The sequence below is a fragment of the Pseudomonas sp. HMSC065H01 genome (assembly GCF_001815235.1).
GTDB classification, from domain to species: Bacteria; Pseudomonadota; Gammaproteobacteria; order Pseudomonadales; family Pseudomonadaceae; genus Pseudomonas; species Pseudomonas aeruginosa.
Map to the genome: position 1 here is coordinate 1 of NZ_KV819859.1, position 15,645 is coordinate 15,645.

Annotated in this window: 13 protein-coding genes and 1 pseudogene; 10 read left to right on the forward strand and 4 right to left on the reverse strand. The window is 66.8% G+C overall.

The window, feature by feature from the left end:
* The 3 genes from HMPREF3014_RS07700 to HMPREF3014_RS07710 all read left to right on the forward strand — a co-directional run.
* A partial coding sequence (locus tag HMPREF3014_RS07700; protein WP_177344181.1) for a cbb3-type cytochrome c oxidase subunit I occupies positions 1–393 on the forward strand: 393 nt, incomplete at its 5' end.
* A gap of 2 nt (positions 394–395) precedes the next feature.
* Positions 396–617: a hypothetical protein gene (locus HMPREF3014_RS07705; RefSeq protein WP_003098206.1), complete on the forward strand. Its 222-nt coding sequence runs from the start codon at positions 396–398 to the stop codon at positions 615–617.
* 91 nt (positions 618–708) lie between these two features.
* Positions 709–1,866, forward strand: a complete 1,158-nt coding sequence (locus HMPREF3014_RS07710; RefSeq protein ID WP_003113608.1) for a CBS domain-containing protein — start codon at positions 709–711, stop codon at positions 1,864–1,866.
* On the opposite strand, the gene HMPREF3014_RS07715 is transcribed toward HMPREF3014_RS07710, so the two are convergent.
* Complete coding sequence (locus HMPREF3014_RS07715; RefSeq protein WP_023087571.1) at positions 1,854–2,717, reverse strand: LysR family transcriptional regulator; 864 nt, start codon at positions 2,715–2,717, stop codon at positions 1,854–1,856. The genes HMPREF3014_RS07710 and HMPREF3014_RS07715 overlap by 13 nt on opposite strands.
* Before the next feature lie 284 nt (positions 2,718–3,001).
* Between HMPREF3014_RS07715 and HMPREF3014_RS07720 the strand changes: the two genes are divergently transcribed.
* The gene (locus HMPREF3014_RS07720) at positions 3,002–3,277 is read left to right on the forward strand and encodes a hypothetical protein (RefSeq protein WP_003098204.1); all 276 of its coding nucleotides are present in this window, start codon (positions 3,002–3,004) and stop codon (positions 3,275–3,277) included.
* A gap of 48 nt (positions 3,278–3,325) precedes the next feature.
* Here HMPREF3014_RS07720 and HMPREF3014_RS07725 read toward each other — a convergent pair whose 3' ends face one another.
* Positions 3,326–4,531 (reverse strand): GGDEF domain-containing protein, encoded by a 1,206-nt coding sequence (locus HMPREF3014_RS07725; RefSeq protein WP_003098203.1) that lies wholly within the window; start codon positions 4,529–4,531, stop codon positions 3,326–3,328.
* A gap of 248 nt (positions 4,532–4,779) precedes the next feature.
* Between HMPREF3014_RS07725 and HMPREF3014_RS07730 the strand changes: the two genes are divergently transcribed.
* Genes HMPREF3014_RS07730 through HMPREF3014_RS07740 form a run of 3 tightly spaced genes read left to right on the forward strand, consistent with a single transcriptional unit; the run spans position 4,780 to position 7,223 of the window.
* Positions 4,780–5,784 carry a GlxA family transcriptional regulator gene (locus HMPREF3014_RS07730; RefSeq protein ID WP_003113607.1) on the forward strand — a complete coding sequence of 335 codons (1,005 nt, stop codon included), beginning with the start codon at positions 4,780–4,782 and terminating at the stop codon, positions 5,782–5,784.
* Between the two features lie 22 nt (positions 5,785–5,806).
* Entirely contained in the window at positions 5,807–6,049 is a 243-nt protein-coding gene (locus HMPREF3014_RS07735) for a DUF1272 domain-containing protein (protein WP_003088038.1), read from the forward strand.
* Between the two features lie 4 nt (positions 6,050–6,053).
* On the forward strand, positions 6,054–7,223 hold the full coding sequence (locus HMPREF3014_RS07740) for an MFS transporter (RefSeq protein WP_023087572.1): 1,170 nt from the start codon (positions 6,054–6,056) through the stop codon (positions 7,221–7,223).
* A gap of 58 nt (positions 7,224–7,281) precedes the next feature.
* On the opposite strand, the gene nfuA is transcribed toward HMPREF3014_RS07740, so the two are convergent.
* Both nfuA and HMPREF3014_RS07750 read right to left on the reverse strand, forming a co-directional pair.
* Positions 7,282–7,866: a Fe-S biogenesis protein NfuA gene (gene nfuA, locus HMPREF3014_RS07745; protein ID WP_003088034.1), complete on the reverse strand. Its 585-nt coding sequence runs from the start codon at positions 7,864–7,866 to the stop codon at positions 7,282–7,284.
* Positions 7,867–7,988: 122 nt separating this feature from the next.
* Positions 7,989–10,277: a fatty acid cis/trans isomerase gene (locus HMPREF3014_RS07750; RefSeq protein WP_023087573.1), complete on the reverse strand. Its 2,289-nt coding sequence runs from the start codon at positions 10,275–10,277 to the stop codon at positions 7,989–7,991.
* Positions 10,278–10,638: 361 nt separating this feature from the next.
* Here HMPREF3014_RS07750 and tsi1 point away from each other — a divergent pair, with 361 nt between their 5' ends.
* From tsi1 to metH, 3 genes and pseudogenes are all read left to right on the forward strand, one after another.
* Entirely contained in the window at positions 10,639–11,157 is a 519-nt protein-coding gene (gene tsi1 / locus HMPREF3014_RS07755) for a type IV secretion system immunity protein Tsi1 (protein WP_003132761.1), read from the forward strand.
* Between the two features lie 41 nt (positions 11,158–11,198).
* Positions 11,199–11,663, forward strand: coding sequence for a type VI secretion system effector peptidoglycanhydrolase Tse1 (gene tse1 / locus HMPREF3014_RS07760; RefSeq protein WP_003088027.1), 465 nt, complete (start codon positions 11,199–11,201; stop codon positions 11,661–11,663).
* A 274-nt stretch (positions 11,664–11,937) separates the two neighbouring features.
* A pseudogene (metH, locus tag HMPREF3014_RS07765) lies at positions 11,938–15,638 on the forward strand (methionine synthase).
* Positions 15,639–15,645: the final 7 nt, after the last annotated feature.

Here is a 15,645-nt window from a genome sequence, read left to right on the forward strand (position 1 = left end):
CACGCCGGCGCCCTCGGCTGGGTGGCGATGATCTCCATCGGCACGCTCTACCACATGATCCCGAAACTCTGGGGCCGCGAGCGGATGCACAGCGTCGGCCTGATCAACGCGCACTTCTGGCTGGCCACCATCGGTACCGTGCTTTACATCGCCTCGATGTGGGTCAACGGCATCACCCAGGGCCTGATGTGGCGGGCGATCAACGAGGACGGCACGCTCACCTACTCGTTCGTCGAGGCACTGGTGGCCAGCCATCCGGGCTACGTGGTGCGCCTGCTCGGCGGCGCCACCTTCGCCAGCGGCATGCTGCTGATGGCCTACAACACCTGGCGGACCCTGCGCAGCGCGCAGGACCAGCGGCAGCCGGTCCTGGCGGCCGGCCAGGGGGCCTGAACATGCTGTTGTCCCTGCTGTGCCTCTCCACCCTGGCGCTCGGCCTCGCCCTCAGCCTCGCCGGCAGTACCCGCGAGGAACGCGAGCAGGCCGCCCTGCTGCCGTTCGCCGACGATCCCGAGGCCGCCCGCCGGGTCGCCCGGGATACCGGCAAGATCTGCCGGCAGGTGGTCCGCCCCCTCGAGGAATCCCGCGAGGCCGCCGGCCCGCCGTTCCTCGCCTGAACCGACTCCATCATCCAGGGATGGATGCCTCCAGCACGAAAGTGCCTTACGGGGCCGGCAACGGCCCCTTTCTTTCGCTTCGAAGAGTTCCATGAACGACTCCCCCAGCACCGCCGTACGCACCTGGCTGAAAGGCTTCCGCCCCCTGACCCTGAACGCTCGACCGCGCGACTGCCTGCGCGCCGGACTCGGTGCCTGCATCGGCGCGCTCGCCGCGGTATTCGCCTGCCAGGCGTTGTTCGGCAGCGAACTGGCGCTGCGCCTGGCAGCGCCGCTCGGCGCATCCGCCGTACTACTGTTCGCCCTCGCCTCCAGCCCCCTGGCGCAACCCTGGTCGATGCTCGGCGGCAACCTGGTCGCCGCCCTGGCCGGCGGCCTCAGCGCCTATTGGTTCGGACACGATCTGGCCCCGGCCCTGGTCGGCATGGCCCTCGGCATGCTGCTGATGTTCGCCCTGCGCTGCCTGCATCCGCCGAGCTGCGCGCTGGCCCTGAGCGTGGCCCTCAACCCGTCCCTGAGCGAACTCGGCATCGACGTGGTCTGGCCGATCCTGCTCTCCACCCTGGTGCTGATCGGCTGCGCGCTGCTCTACAACAACCTGATGCGCTCTCCCTACCCGCGCCCCTACCAGTCGCCGCGGGCCAATCTCCATGGCACCCGCGACCTGGCGCCGAGCGCGCGTACGGACTTCTCCGCCCGGGACCTGGACCAGGCGCTGCAGGACTTCGGCGAATACGTCGACATCACCCGCGACGACCTCGAGCGACTGATCCACCATACCGAGCGCTACGCCTTGCGCCGGCGCATGGGCGAGCTGACCGCGGCACGGATCATGTCCCGCGACGTGCAGACCGCCAGCACCGAGACCTTCATCGACGACGCCTGGAAGCAGTTGCAGGAACACCGTCTGAAGGCCCTGCCGGTGCTCGACGAGCATCGGCGGCTGGCCGGCATCGTCACCCAGAGCGACCTGCTCAAGCACTTCCGCCCCGACGGCAGCCCGTTCAAGCGCCTGCGCTTCCTGCGCGGGACCAAGCTGAAGACGATCATGACCACCCCGGTGGTCTGCGTACAGGCCGACACCCACGCCGTCGAACTGGTCTCGCTGCTATCCGACGAAGGCCTGCACTGCCTGCCGGTGCTCAACGAGGCCGGCTACCTGGTCGGCATCGTCAGCCAGACCGACCTGATCGCCGCGCTCTACCGCAACTGGCTGCAGCACCTGGGCCAGGCCGATCAGATCACGTAGTCCCAGCGCTGCGACCAGTCGCTGTCCTCGCGGACCACTTCGCGCAGCAACTGGAACGCATGGTGCAGGGTCGGCGACAGGCGCTCGCGGGAGTACACCAGGTAGGTCGGGTAGGCGAACTCCGGCGCCTGCTCGACCCGTTGCAGGGTGCCGCCATCCAGGTAGCTGCTCACCACCCGGGTACGGAAATAACCGCTGCCGCCGTTCTGCATGATGTACTGCAGGGCCAGCGGACCGAGGTTGCAGGCTAGCGCGGCCTTGGCCCGGTCCGGCAGCGCGGCATCGTGCTGGCTGCGGAAATCCGGGCCCCAGTCGACATACAGATAAGGCTCCGCGGATAGCACGGAACGCACCATCACCAGCTTTTCCTCCAGCAACTGCTCGACCTGCAGCCCCGGCCAGTATTCCGGCTGGTAGACCAGCGCGGCGTCCAGCGCGCCCTGCTCCAGTTGCTTGAGCAGGTCGGCACCCTGGCCGATCTCGACCCGCACGGCGTGGCCGGGAATCGCCTCGCGCAGGCGCCGCATCCAGTTAAGCAGCAGCGGATTGCACAGGCTGACCTCGCCGCCGAGGTTGAGCAGGTTGCGGAAGCCGTCCGGCAGCGGCAGGTCGCGTCGCGCCGCATCCCAGGTCTGCACCAGTTGGCTGGCGTAGCCGAGGAAGTGCTCGCCGTCGGCGGTCAGGCGCGCGCCCGCGCGGTTGCGCACGAACAGCCGGCAGCCGAGTTGCCCTTCGAGGTTCTGGATGCGCGCGGTGACGGCGGTCTGGGTCAGGTGCAGGCGTTCCGCGGCAGCGACGAAGCTACCGCTGCGGGCGATCTCCAGGAAGGTACGGGCGAGGTCGATATCCATGCGAAGCGGTCCGCTGCCACAGGTGGGCCGCCATTCTAGGCTGTGCAGGCGCGGGCGGCGAGCGCAAGGCGGCCTGGCCGCCCTCCTGGAGTTCTGCGACAAAACACCGCGCCTAGCCGCTTCGGCACGCTAAAACCCTTCGAAAAAGCGACAACCTGTTGCACAAACGCGCCACGCCGTGACTTTTTCGCTTTCGAAAGCATCAGTTAGCGTGACCGAACACGGTGGAGCCGGGAAGCGCCACCCATGTTCCACACAGACATGAACGAGAGAGACCGACTCCCATGAACGCTACGCTCCGTTTCAACGAGGCTTTGCTGATCACCGGGCGCGCCTTCCAGCCATACCAGTGCGTTGCCTGGTCCGAGCTAGGCAGTGACGGCGGCCTGAGCCTGTCCGTAGTCGATCGCACCGGCACCCGCCTGCTGGGCCGTGCGCGCATTCCGAGCTCCGCCTACTCCGATCCGGAGCAGCTTGCCGGCCTGCTGCAACAGGCACGCGAAGAACTCAGCCACAACGGCTACAACCTGCAGGACTGGAGTATGCCCAGCCAAGGCTGAGCCGCTCCATACGACGAAAGGCGCCCATGGGCGCCTTTTTCGTTTCCTCTATTCGAGGCGGTCGTGCTGCCGGAACGCCACGCGCACCGCGTTGCGCCCTGCATCCTTGGCCTCGTAGAGCGCGCGGTCGGCCTCGCGATAGAGCGCGTCCAGGCCCATGCCGGAGGTCGAATAGGCCACGCCCAGGCTGATGGTCAGGCAGGGGCCGGCGCTGGAGCCCAGGTGCTCGATGCCCAGCGCCTCCACCGCCTGCCGCAGGCGCTCGGCGATGGCCAGGGTGTTGCCCTCCTCGCTGTCGTAGAGCAACACGGCGAACTCCTCCCCGCCCAGGCGCGCGGCGATATCCAGCGGCCGCCGCGCGCCCTGCCGGAGCACGACGCCAAGCTGGCGCAGGGCGGCATCGCCGGCCGGATGCCCGTAGTGGTCGTTGTAGGCCTTGAAGTCGTCGACATCCACCAGGATCAGCGCCACTCCCTTTTCTTCGCGGGCGCCCTGCTCCAGGGCCCGCTGGGCGAGCAGCTCGTAGTAGCGTCGGTTGACCAGGCCGGTGAGGCTGTCCTGTTCGGCCATCATGCCCAGCAGCCGCCGGCCGAGGAACTGCTCGCGCTGGGCGTAGTCCTGCAGGTACAGGGCGAACGAACAGATCAGCACCACCAGGCCGTTGTAGAGCGTATTCAGCAGGTTGGTACGCAGGTTCTCTTCGCCGCCGAAAAGCAGGAATACCGCCAGGTTCAGGGCCAGGCACAGCAACGCCAGGCGCACGCAGGCCCAGAACGCCAGGCCGAGCGGGAAGAACACCGCGAGGATGCCCAGGGTCGCGCCCAGTTGGGTGAAGCGCGGCACCCCATGCCACTCGAACAGCACGTCGCAGGCCAGCACCGCCAGGTTGATCAGCAGCAGGCAGTAGGGCGCGATGGCATCGCCGACCTTGCGCAGGCTGGGCAGGAAGGCCGCCGGCCAGACCACCAGCAGCAGGCCGATCATTCCCAGGCGCACGCCCAGCAGTTGCTCGAACAGGCTGGGGTGCAGGCGGATGTCCACCATCATCCAGTCGGCCACGATGAACAGCGCCCAGATCAGGAACGCCACCCCGATGGCAGCGCGCCGCTGCATCAGCGAGTTCCAGCTGAGAAACTCGCGAAACTCGTTTTCCAGCTCCTTTTCGAACCGCAACCAACGAAAGCCGTTGCGCAACTGGCGCGCATACGGATTATCCGGCAGACCAGCCTGTACCAGGCTGTCGCGTGCAAGCATGCTGACTCCCCTACCTCGGACCGAACGCTGAAACAGGCCTGGACGACAATACCCTGGCGCCTCTGCAGCGATGAGTCAAAAAGCCATCACCCGTTACCAGACAATAGGGCATGCGGCGTGCCGAGGCGATACCAACCATCGGCGCAGCGGGACGCCCCGGCGAGCGAATGGCAAGATCCGTGGGCCGACTGGCATTGCGGCCAGGCCCGAAGGACGCCAGACTGCCGCCATCGCCATGAGGTTGTGCCATGCCCGAACCGCGCCTGATTGCCTGCCTGATCTATCCCGACGTGATGAGCCTGGACGTGACCGGACCGCTGCAGGTATTCGCCTCGGCCAACGTCGAACGCCAGCGCCAGGGCCTGCCGCCTTTCTACCGGATACAGGTGCTCGGCGAGCGTAGCGAAGCGGTGCCCAGTTCCGCGGGCATCCGCATCTGCGCCGACCTCGCCTGGCGCGACTGTCCGCCGGAAAGCCTGGACACCCTGTTGGTGCCCGGCGGCCTCGGTGTCGAGGCGCAGACCCGCAACGCCGACCTGCTCGCCTGGCTGAAAGCCGCCGAACCGTGCATACGGCGGCTCGGCTCGGTGTGTTCGGGAGCGCTGATCCTGGCCGCCGCCGGGGTTCTCGACGGGCGCCCGGCGACCACCCACTGGGCCGACGTGGCGACGCTGCGCCAGGGGTTTCCCGGCGTCCATGTGCAAGGCGACCGCCTGCACACCTACGACCCGCGGTGCCGCGACGGCGACGCCCACATCTTCACCTCGGCCGGCGTCACGGCGGGAATCGACCTGGCCCTGGCGCTGGTCGAGGCCGACCTCGGCCGCAGCCTGGCGCTCAGCGTCGCGCGACGCCTGGTGATGTTCCTCAAGCGTCCTGGCGGCCAGGCCCAGTTCAGCGCCTGGCTGACCCCGGAACCGAGCCGCACCCCGCGCCTGGCCGCGCTGCTGGAGTGGATTCCCGCCAACCTCGCCGGCGACCTGTCCCTGGAAGCCCTCGCCGACCAGGCCTGCATGAGCCCGCGTACGTTGTCCCGGGTATTTCTCCAGGAACTGGGCGTGGCGCCCGGTCGCTACGTCGAGCGGGTTCGCCTGGAGGCCGCGCGCGCCCTGCTGCAGGACGCCCAGGCGTCGATCGCCACGGTGTCCCGGCTGTGCGGCTTCGGCCATCCGGAAAACCTCCGGCGGACGTTCCACAAGCATCTTTCGGTCAGCCCCCAGGAATACGCCGAACGCTTCGGCATGCTGGCCTGACGCTCCCACCGAGGACCTTCCCATGCTGGAACTGCGCCCCAACTGCGAGTGCTGCGACCGCGACCTGCCCGGCGACAGCGGCGACGCGCTGATCTGCACCTTCGAGTGCACCTTCTGCCGCGATTGCGCGACGACCCGCCTGGGCGGCCAGTGCCCGAACTGCGGCGGCGAACTGCTGGCCCGGCCAAGGCGTCCGCGGGATGCGCTGGTCCGTCAGCCGGCCTCCAGCCGACGCGTCGTCAGGCCCGGCGGTTGTCCGGAGTGACGCCATGCTGCTACGCAACCCGACCCTGCTCCTGCTGTTCTGCGGCCAGGCCCTGTACTGGTCCTGCTCGCTGATCGGCATAACCCTGACCGCCCTGGTCGGCGTCCAGCTGGCGCCGTTGAACAGCCTGGCCACCCTGCCCCTGGCCCTGCTGGTGCTGGGCAACCTGCTGGCGGTGCAGCCGTTGTCGCACTTCATGCAGCGCCACAGCCGACGTCCCGGGCTGATGCTCGGCGCCGGCGGCGGCGTGCTCGGCGGCCTGGTCTGCGCCGCCGGTGTCTGGACTGGCGATTTCCTCTGGTTCTGTCTCGGCGCGCTGGGCATCGGGGTCTACCAGGCCTCGGCCATGTACTACCGGTTCGCCGCGCTGGAGGCGGTGGATGCCGGGCGGAAAGGCCGCGCCAGCGCCTACGTGCTCGCCGGCGGAGTACTCGCCGCGCTGCTGGCGCCGAGCCTGGCGCTGTGGTCGCGCAACGCGCTGGCCCAGCCCTTCGTCGGCGCCTATCTGCTGATCGCCGTGCTGGCCCTCGCCGGCCTGCTGCTGATGGCCCTGCTCCGCGAAGGCCAGGCGCCACGCCCGGCACGACTCGCCTGGCGCGACATAGGCGGCCTGTTGCGGCGGCCGGTGGTCCGCGCGGCCATCGCCTGCACCGCGACCGGACACGGATTGATGATCCTGATCATGAACGCCACGCCGCTGGCCATGAGCTTCTGCGGCCTGCCGCTGGAACAGTCGAGTCGGGTCATCCAGTGGCACGTGCTGGGAATGTTCCTTCCGGCGTTCTTCGCCGGACCGCTGGTCGACCGCATCGGCAACCGTCGCGTCGCCCTGCTCGGCGCGTTCCTGCTCGCCGCAAGTGCCGGCATCGCCCTGGACGGGCAGTCGGTCACGCATTTCCTGCTCAGTTCGCTGGCCCTGGGCAGCGGCTGGAACCTGATGCTCATCGCCGGCACTACCCTGCTCGGCGAGGGCCACGCCGAAAGCGAGCGCGGCGCCGCGCAAGGATTGATGGAGCAAGGCAACAGCCTGGTGGCGGCGCTGATGTCGTTCGGCTCCGGCGCCCTGATCACCAGCCTTGGCTGGAACGCGGTGAACCTGCTGGTCTGGCCGGCGCTGCTGGTTGCGCTGGCACTGCTCTGGCCGGTACGACGAACGCGGACGCTGTCGCGCTGAAACGCCGGCAACGAGAAAGGCGACCTTGCGGTCGCCTCTTCTGCCTTACGGAAACGCCTCAGTAGTAGGCGTTCTCCTTGTTGCTGTGGTCGGTCACGTCACGCACGCCCTTCAGTTCGGGAATACGCTCGATCAGGGTCTTCTCGACGCCATCCTTGAGGGTCATGTCGACCATCCCGCAGCCCTGGCAACCGCCGCCGAAACGCAACACGGCGATGTTGTCCTCGACCACGTCGACCAGGCTCACCTGTCCGCCGTGGCTGGCCAGCCCGGGATTGATCTCGGTCTGCAGGTAGTAGTTGATGCGTTCGGTGATCGGGCTGTCCTCGTTGACCATCGGCACCTTGGCGTTCGGCGCCTTGATGGTCAACTGGCCGCCCATGCGGTCGGTGGCGTAGTCCACCACCGCATCTTCGAGGAAGGGCTCGCTGACCGCATCGATCCAGGCAGTGAAGTCCTTCAGGGCGATGGCGGTGTCCTCGACCTTTTCCTCGCCCGGCTTGCAGTAGGCGATGCAGGTTTCCGCGTACTGGGTACCCGGCTGGGTGATGAAGATACGAATGCCGATACCCGGGGTGCTCTGCTTCTCCAGCAACTCGGCCAGATACGCTTGGGCAGCTTCGGTAATGGTGATGGCGCTCATGGCAACTCCTCGCAAATATGCCGACAGTTTACGCCAATCGGTACTTGCGGATAAAGCCCTAGTAAATTAGTAGGAATAATTCGCGATAACCGACCCGCCCCTTGTGGAGCGGGTCGCGAGACTCAGAGGTTCTCGTAGCGGTTCATGTCCAGTGCGCCCGCCTCGACCGGCTCGGTTTCGCGGATGTACGCCTCGAGATCGTGGAAGTAGCTCCAGAACTGCGGATTGCTGCGGCGCACGCCCCAGCGTTCGACCACCTTGTCGAAGTCCTCGCCGCTCTTCGCCGCCTCCAGGGCGCCGACGAAGGACTCGGCATCCGTCGCCGGCAGATCGAACATGAAGTTCGGGTAGCTGGACAGCACGACCGGGTAGATCGTCAGGGTGTCCAGGCCCGGCTGGTAGCGCAGCGACTCGCCGAGCATGAAGGCGACATTGCTGTGCGCGCGGTTGCGCAGCACGGTATAGACCTCGCGCTTGCCGCTGGACGTACGTATCCGCAGCATGGTCGCCTCGGGGAAGCGCTCGATGACCTTGAGGCCGGCCGCCGGCCGGCTCACCAGGCGACTGAAGGCCTGCTCGGCGTCCTGCAGTTCGCGGTCGATGCCCGGTCGATAGCAGTTGCCGTCCAGGCAGCGGTTGATCGGGTCGGGACGCGCATTGAGGTCGCCGTAGCGACGCAGCAGTTCTTCGGCGAAGGCCTTCTTCGGCTGCTTCTCCGGCAATCCCAGCGCGCTCGGCGTGTCGTCGTCGAAGGCCTGGTAGTCCATCCACATCTTCAGCTTGCCGCTGTTCTGGTACCAGTCGTCGAGCAACGGCTGGCGCGCGTCGACCGGCATCAGGCGGAGGAAGTTCTGCTCGGCGCCGTTGCGGATCAGGTCGAAGTACAGCCGCGTCTGCGCCTGGTGCGAGACGTTGCCGAAGACATCGAAGTTCACCACCAGCCCGTAGTAGGTTCGCTCGAACAGCGGATAGTCCATCAGCCACAGGGTCTGCGGTACCTCGCCAAGCAGGCCCTTGCGCACCGAGGCGCTGTCGAACTGGCGGAAGATGCTCAGCAGGGCGTTGTCGTTGCCGTGCCAGAGCGTGTTCCAGGTCGGCGGCGGCGCGTCGGCGTAGACGTCCTGGCGCAGGTCTTCGTACTCGTTGCGCTTGTCCCGGTAGGCGCTCCACAGGCCGAGCAGGTTCTTCAGCTCGTCGATCTGCCCCGGCAAGGCCAGCAGCGGCTCGCTCTGCGCGCGGAAGTTGGCGTCGGTGACGAACAGGTCCTGATCGGGGTCCTGGAATACCACCCAGAAGTTGTCGCGGATCACGTCGGTGGCGATCTGTCCACGGCACACCGGCCCGCGGATGAAGGTACGGGTGAAGTATTCGGCGTTATCCAGCATGAACTGGTAGCGCGCCCGTGGCGGGATCGCGGCGAAGGTGGCGAACGGGTTGGCGCGGCTCTGCACGCCGTAGCCGGGAACCTTGTCGGTGTTCCACTGGGTGCCGAAGAACAGCTCCTGGACGCGTTCCAGCTTCTTCGCCGTCAGCGGATAGGTGATGTGCGTCTTGTGTACGATCACGCCCTGGATCGGCCAGAGGCGGTAATAGAAGCTGTTGCCCGGATCGTCGTTGGGACGCCGGGTCGGGATCGGGTCGATCGGCTGGCCGCTGGGCGTGCGCGAACGCACCAGCTGGAAGAAGTGGCCGGGCGCGCCCTGCTCCGGGAAATACAGGTGCGCCAGGAACAGGTGCTCGTAGAGCCAGCGCGAGACCAGGCTCTGCTTGGCCCCAGGCTGGTTGAGGAAACGCTCCCAGCTGGCCACCTGGCGCGCCTCGGCGGCGGTCGGCCGCAACGGCTGCTGGTCGACCGGGGCGCCCGCGGCCAGCCACTTCTGCAAGGTGGCGTATTCGTCGTCGCTCAGCCCGGCCACCGCGAAAGGCATGCCGGAACCTGGGTTCTTGCGGATGAACGCATCGATGCTGGCCGGCGTCGGGCACTGGTTGGCGCGGTTGATCGAAATGTCCAGGCCTTCGGGGATCTTCGCATTCGGCTGCAACGGCTGGCTGTGGCCAAGCTCGAGCATCCGCGCCATCAGTGCGGCCTGGCCGTCCTGCGATTCGAGCACCGACCAGAAGTCCTTGCGCCGCCAGGCGTCGGCACCGTGCGCATCGAGGTACAGGCGGGTGGTTTCCTGCGCCTTGGTCCGAGTGCCGTCGTAGACCGGCAGCTGGTTGGCGCCGCGCTGCGCGCCCTCGGCGCTGCTCAGGTTGAGCTGGCAGGGCGAATCGTAGCAGGCGTGGCAGGCGACGCATTTGGCGGTAAAGATCGGCTGGACGTCACGGCTATAGGAAATTTCAGCAGCGGAAACAGACTGGATAAAAGACGACAAAACGAAGGCCAACCCAACCAACGGTCTTGGCAACATGAACCACTCCTCACTCGGCGACGGGCGATTCTAGCAAACCCGCCTCTCTGCGCCGCACTTTCACAACGGCGGGCGAACTCGCCCCGGGCCTGAGCCGCCATTTCGCCAGCATTCCACCGGCTTCGGCCGCCACGTATGCTAGCCGGGCTCCCAGGCCCGCCCTGGCGATCAAGGACGATGACTTCGAGGAAACAGGGATATGTTTCGACTCGCCGCGCCCCATCCGCGCCCGTTCGCGTGCGCCCCACGTCCCCTCTTCGCCGCTTTCCGCCTGCTGTCGCCAGGCGGCGCTTCCGTTCGCGCCCGGCGCGGCCTGGTCCATCCTTTCGCCGCCCTGGCGGCCCAACGGAGAACCCGCCCCATGAAACTGCTCGCCGGCAGCTTCGCCGCTCTCTTCCTGAGCCTTTCGGCCCAGGCGGCGGACTGTACTTTCACCCAGCTGGAAATCGTGCCCCAGTTCGGCTCGCCGAACATGTTCGGCGGCGAGGACGAGCACGTCCGCGTGATGTTCAGCAACGAGGATCCCAACGACGACAACCCCGATGCCTTTCCCGAACCGCCGGTCTACCTGGCCGACCGCGACAGCGGCAACGATTGCCGCATAGAGGACGGCGGCATCTGGTCGCGCGGCGGCGTGTTCCTGAGCCAGGACGGCCGGCGCGTGCTGATGCATGAATTCAGCGGCTCCAGCGCCGAGCTGGTGTCCTACGACAGCGCCACCTGCAAGGTGGTGCACCGCGAGGACATCTCCGGCCAGCGCTGGGCGGTGGACAAGGACGGGCTGCGCCTGGGTGAGAAATGCTCGGGCGAATCCGTCGACAGCTGCGCGAAGATCGTGAAGCGTTCGCTCGCGCCGTTCTGCCAGACCGCAAAGAAATGATCCGGGCCGGAGCGCCCCTTATCGACACGCATAGGTGATACATGGACAGTCTCGATCAATGCATCGTCAACGCCTGCAAGAACAGCTGGGACAAGAGCTACCTGGCCGGCACCCCGAACAAGGACAACTGTTCCGGCTTCGTCCAGTCGGTGGCCGCCGAGCTGGGCGTACCGATGCCCCGCGGCAACGCCAACGCCATGGTCGACGGCCTGGAGCAGAGCTGGACCAAGCTCGCCTCCGGCGCCGAGGCCGCGCAGAAGGCGGCCCAGGGCTTCCTGGTGATCGCCGGCCTGAAGGGCCGCACCTACGGGCACGTCGCGGTGGTCATCAGCGGTCCGCTGTATCGGCAGAAGTACCCGATGTGCTGGTGCGGCAGCATCGCCGGCGCGGTCGGCCAGAGCCAGGGCCTGAAGTCGGTCGGCCAGGTATGGAATCGCACCGACCGCGACCGCCTCAACTACTACGTCTACTCCCTGGCCAGTTGCAGCCTGCCCAGGGCCAGTTGATTCAGGCCGTGCTGCGAATGAGCCAGACTCATTCGCAGCACGATTCCCCACGAGCATCCCGACTCCACTCGCCCGCCCCTTCGCCACCCGCCTGCGCACTCCGACCTCCGCATTCCGCCCGTATGCTGCGACAAAACGGCGCCTGCGGCTTTTCCGGCCCGCGGATGAACATCTTTCAACTTGAATGAAATTCATGGTCCAGCCACCCCCGGTCGGAAAGCCCCTGCCTTTGTTATGCTTTTCACCTTTCCGCCCACTGACGTCAGGTCCATCCATGTCCAGCCCGCTCACCGATCGCAGCGCCCGCCTGCAAGCCCTCCAGCACGCCCTCAGGGAACGTATCCTGATCCTCGATGGCGGCATGGGCACCATGATCCAGAGCTACAAGCTGGAAGAGGCCGACTACCGCGGCGAGCGCTTCGCCGACTGGCCGAGCGACGTGAAAGGCAACAACGACCTCTTGCTGCTCAGCCGCCCGGACGTGATCCAGGCCATCGAGAAGGCCTACCTCGACGCCGGCGCCGACATCCTCGAGACCAATACCTTCAACGCCACCCAGGTGTCCCAGGCCGACTACGGCATGCAGTCGCTGGCCTACGAACTCAACGTCGAAGGGGCGCGCCTGGCTCGCCAGGTGGCGGACGCGAAGACCGCCGAGACCCCGGACAAGCCGCGCTTCGTCGCCGGCGTGCTCGGCCCGACCAGCCGCACCTGCTCGATTTCCCCGGACGTGAACAACCCCGGCTACCGCAACGTCACCTTCGACGAGCTGGTGGAGAACTACGTCGAGGCGACCCGCGGCCTGATCGAGGGCGGCGCCGACCTGATCCTGATCGAGACCATCTTCGACACCCTCAATGCCAAGGCGGCGATATTCGCCGTCCAGGGCGTGTTCGAGGAACTCGGCGTGGAGCTGCCGATCATGATCTCCGGGACCATCACCGACGCCTCCGGCCGCACCCTGTCGGGCCAGACCACCGAGGCCTTCTGGAACTCGGTGCGGCATGCCCGGCCGATCTCGGTAGGCCTGAACTGCGCCCTCGGCGCCAAGGAATTGCGGCCGTACATCGAGGAACTGTCGACCAAGGCCGACACCCATGTCTCGGCCCACCCCAACGCCGGCCTGCCGAACGCCTTCGGCGAATACGACGAATCGCCGGCGGAAATGGCCGTGGTGGTCGAGGAATTCGCCGCCGCCGGCTTCCTCAATATCGTCGGCGGCTGCTGCGGCACCACCCCGGCGCACATCGAGGCGATCGCCAAGGCAGTGGCCAAGTACCCGCCGCGGGCCATCCCGGAGATTCCCCGGGCCTGCCGCCTGTCCGGTCTGGAGCCGTTCACCATCGACCGCAGCTCGCTGTTCGTCAACGTCGGCGAGCGCACCAACATCACCGGCTCGGCCAAGTTCGCCCGGCTGATCCGCGAGGAAAACTACGCGGAAGCTCTCGAGGTCGCCCAGCAGCAGGTGGAAGCCGGCGCCCAGGTGATCGACATCAACATGGACGAAGGCATGCTGGACTCGAAGGCGGCCATGGTCACCTTCCTCAACCTGATCGCCTCCGAGCCCGACATCTCGCGCGTGCCGATCATGATCGACTCCTCCAAGTGGGAGGTGATCGAGGCCGGCCTCAAGTGCATCCAGGGCAAGGGCATCGTCAACTCGATCTCGATGAAGGAAGGCGTCGAGGCCTTCAAGCACCACGCCCGCCTGTGCAAGCGCTACGGCGCCGCGGTGGTGGTGATGGCCTTCGACGAGGACGGCCAGGCCGACACCCAGGCGCGCAAGGAAGAAATCTGCAAGCGCTCCTACGACATCCTGGTCGACGAAGTCGGCTTCCCGCCGGAAGACATCATCTTCGACGCGAACATCTTCGCCATCGCCACCGGCATCGAGGAACACAACAACTACGCGGTCGATTTCATCAACGCCTGCGCCTACATCCGCGACCACCTGCCCTACGCCCTCAGCTCGGGCGGGGTGTCCAACGTGTCCTTCTCGTTCCGCGGCAACAACCCGGTACGCGAGGCGATCCACTCGGTGTTCCTCTACTACGCGATCCGCAACGGCCTGACCATGGGCATCGTCAACGCCGGCCAGCTGGAAATCTACGACGAGATTCCGAAAGCGCTGCGCGACCGGGTCGAGGACGTGGTGCTCAACCGCACGCCCGAGGCCACCGAGGCCCTGCTGGCGATCGCCGACGACTACAAGGGCGGCGGCGCGGTCAAGGAGGCAGAGGACGAGGAATGGCGCAGCTACAGCGTCGAGAAGCGCCTCGAGCATGCGCTGGTCAAGGGCATCACCACCTGGATCGTCGAGGACACCGAGGAATGCCGCCAGCAGTGCGCGCGCCCCATCGAGGTCATCGAAGGTCCGCTGATGTCCGGGATGAACGTGGTCGGCGACCTGTTCGGCGCCGGCAAGATGTTCCTCCCGCAGGTGGTCAAGTCCGCGCGAGTGATGAAGCAGGCGGTAGCCCACCTGATTCCCTTCATCGAGGCGGAGAAAGGCGACAAGCCGGAAGCCAAGGGCAAGATCCTGATGGCCACGGTGAAGGGCGACGTGCACGACATCGGCAAGAACATCGTCGGCGTGGTGCTCGGCTGCAACGGCTATGACGTGGTCGACCTCGGCGTGATGGTGCCGGCGGAGAAGATCCTGCAGACCGCCATCGCCGAGAAATGCGACATCATCGGCCTGTCTGGCCTGATCACGCCGTCGCTGGACGAGATGGTCCACGTCGCCAAGGAAATGCAGCGGCAGAATTTCCAGTTGCCGCTGATGATCGGCGGCGCCACTACCTCGAAGGCGCATACCGCGGTGAAGATCGATCCGCAGTACAGCAACGACGCGGTGGTCTACGTCACCGACGCCTCGCGCGCGGTAGGCGTACCAGCCTGCTGTCCAAGGAGCTGAAGGCCGACTACGTGGCCCGCACCCGCGCCGACTACGCGGTGGTCCGCGAACGCACGGCCAACCGCAGCGCCCGCACCGAGCGGCTGAGCTACGAACAGGCGATCGCCAACAAGCCGGCGTTCGACTGGGCCGGCTACCAGGCGCCGACGCCTTCCTTCACCGGCGTCAGGGTGCTCGACGAGATCGACCTCGCGGTGCTCGCCGAGTACATCGACTGGACGCCGTTCTTCATTTCCTGGGACCTGGCCGGCAAGTACCCGCGCATCCTCACCGACGAGGTGGTCGGCGAGGCCGCCACCTCGTTGTTCAACGACGCCCAGGCGATGCTGAAGAAGCTGATCGACGAGAAGCTGATCAAGGCCCGCGCGGTGTTCGGCTTCTGGCCGGCCAACCAGGTCGAGCACGACGACCTGGAGGTCTACGGCGCCGATGGCGAGACCCTCGCCACCCTGCACCACCTGCGGCAGCAGACGATCAAGCCGGACGGCAAGCCGAACCTGTCGCTGGCCGATTTCGTCGCGCCGAAGGAAAGCGGCGTGCGCGACTACATCGGCGGCTTCATCACCACCGCCGGGATCGGCGCCGAGGAAGTGGCCAAGGCGTACGAAGCCAAGGGCGACGACTACAACAGCATCATGGTCAAGGCGCTCGCCGACCGCCTCGCCGAAGCCTGCGCCGAGTGGCTGCACGAGCGGGTGCGCAAGGAGTACTGGGGCTACGCCCGCGACGAGCACCTCGACAACGAGGCCTTGATCAAGGAGCAATACGTCGGCATCCGCCCGGCACCGGGCTACCCGGCCTGCCCCGACCATACCGAGAAAGGCACTCTGTTCGAACTGCTCGATCCGCAGGGCCTGTCCGGCGTCAGCCTGACCGAGCACTACGCGATGTTCCCGGCCGCGGCGGTCAGCGGTTGGTATTTCGCCCACCCGCAGGCGCAGTACTTCGCGGTCGGCAAGATCGACAAGGACCAGGTGGAACGCTACAGCCAGCGCAAGGGCCAGGAAGCCAGCGTCAGCGAGCGCTGGCTGGCGCCGAACCTTGGCTACGATGACTGACCAGGAA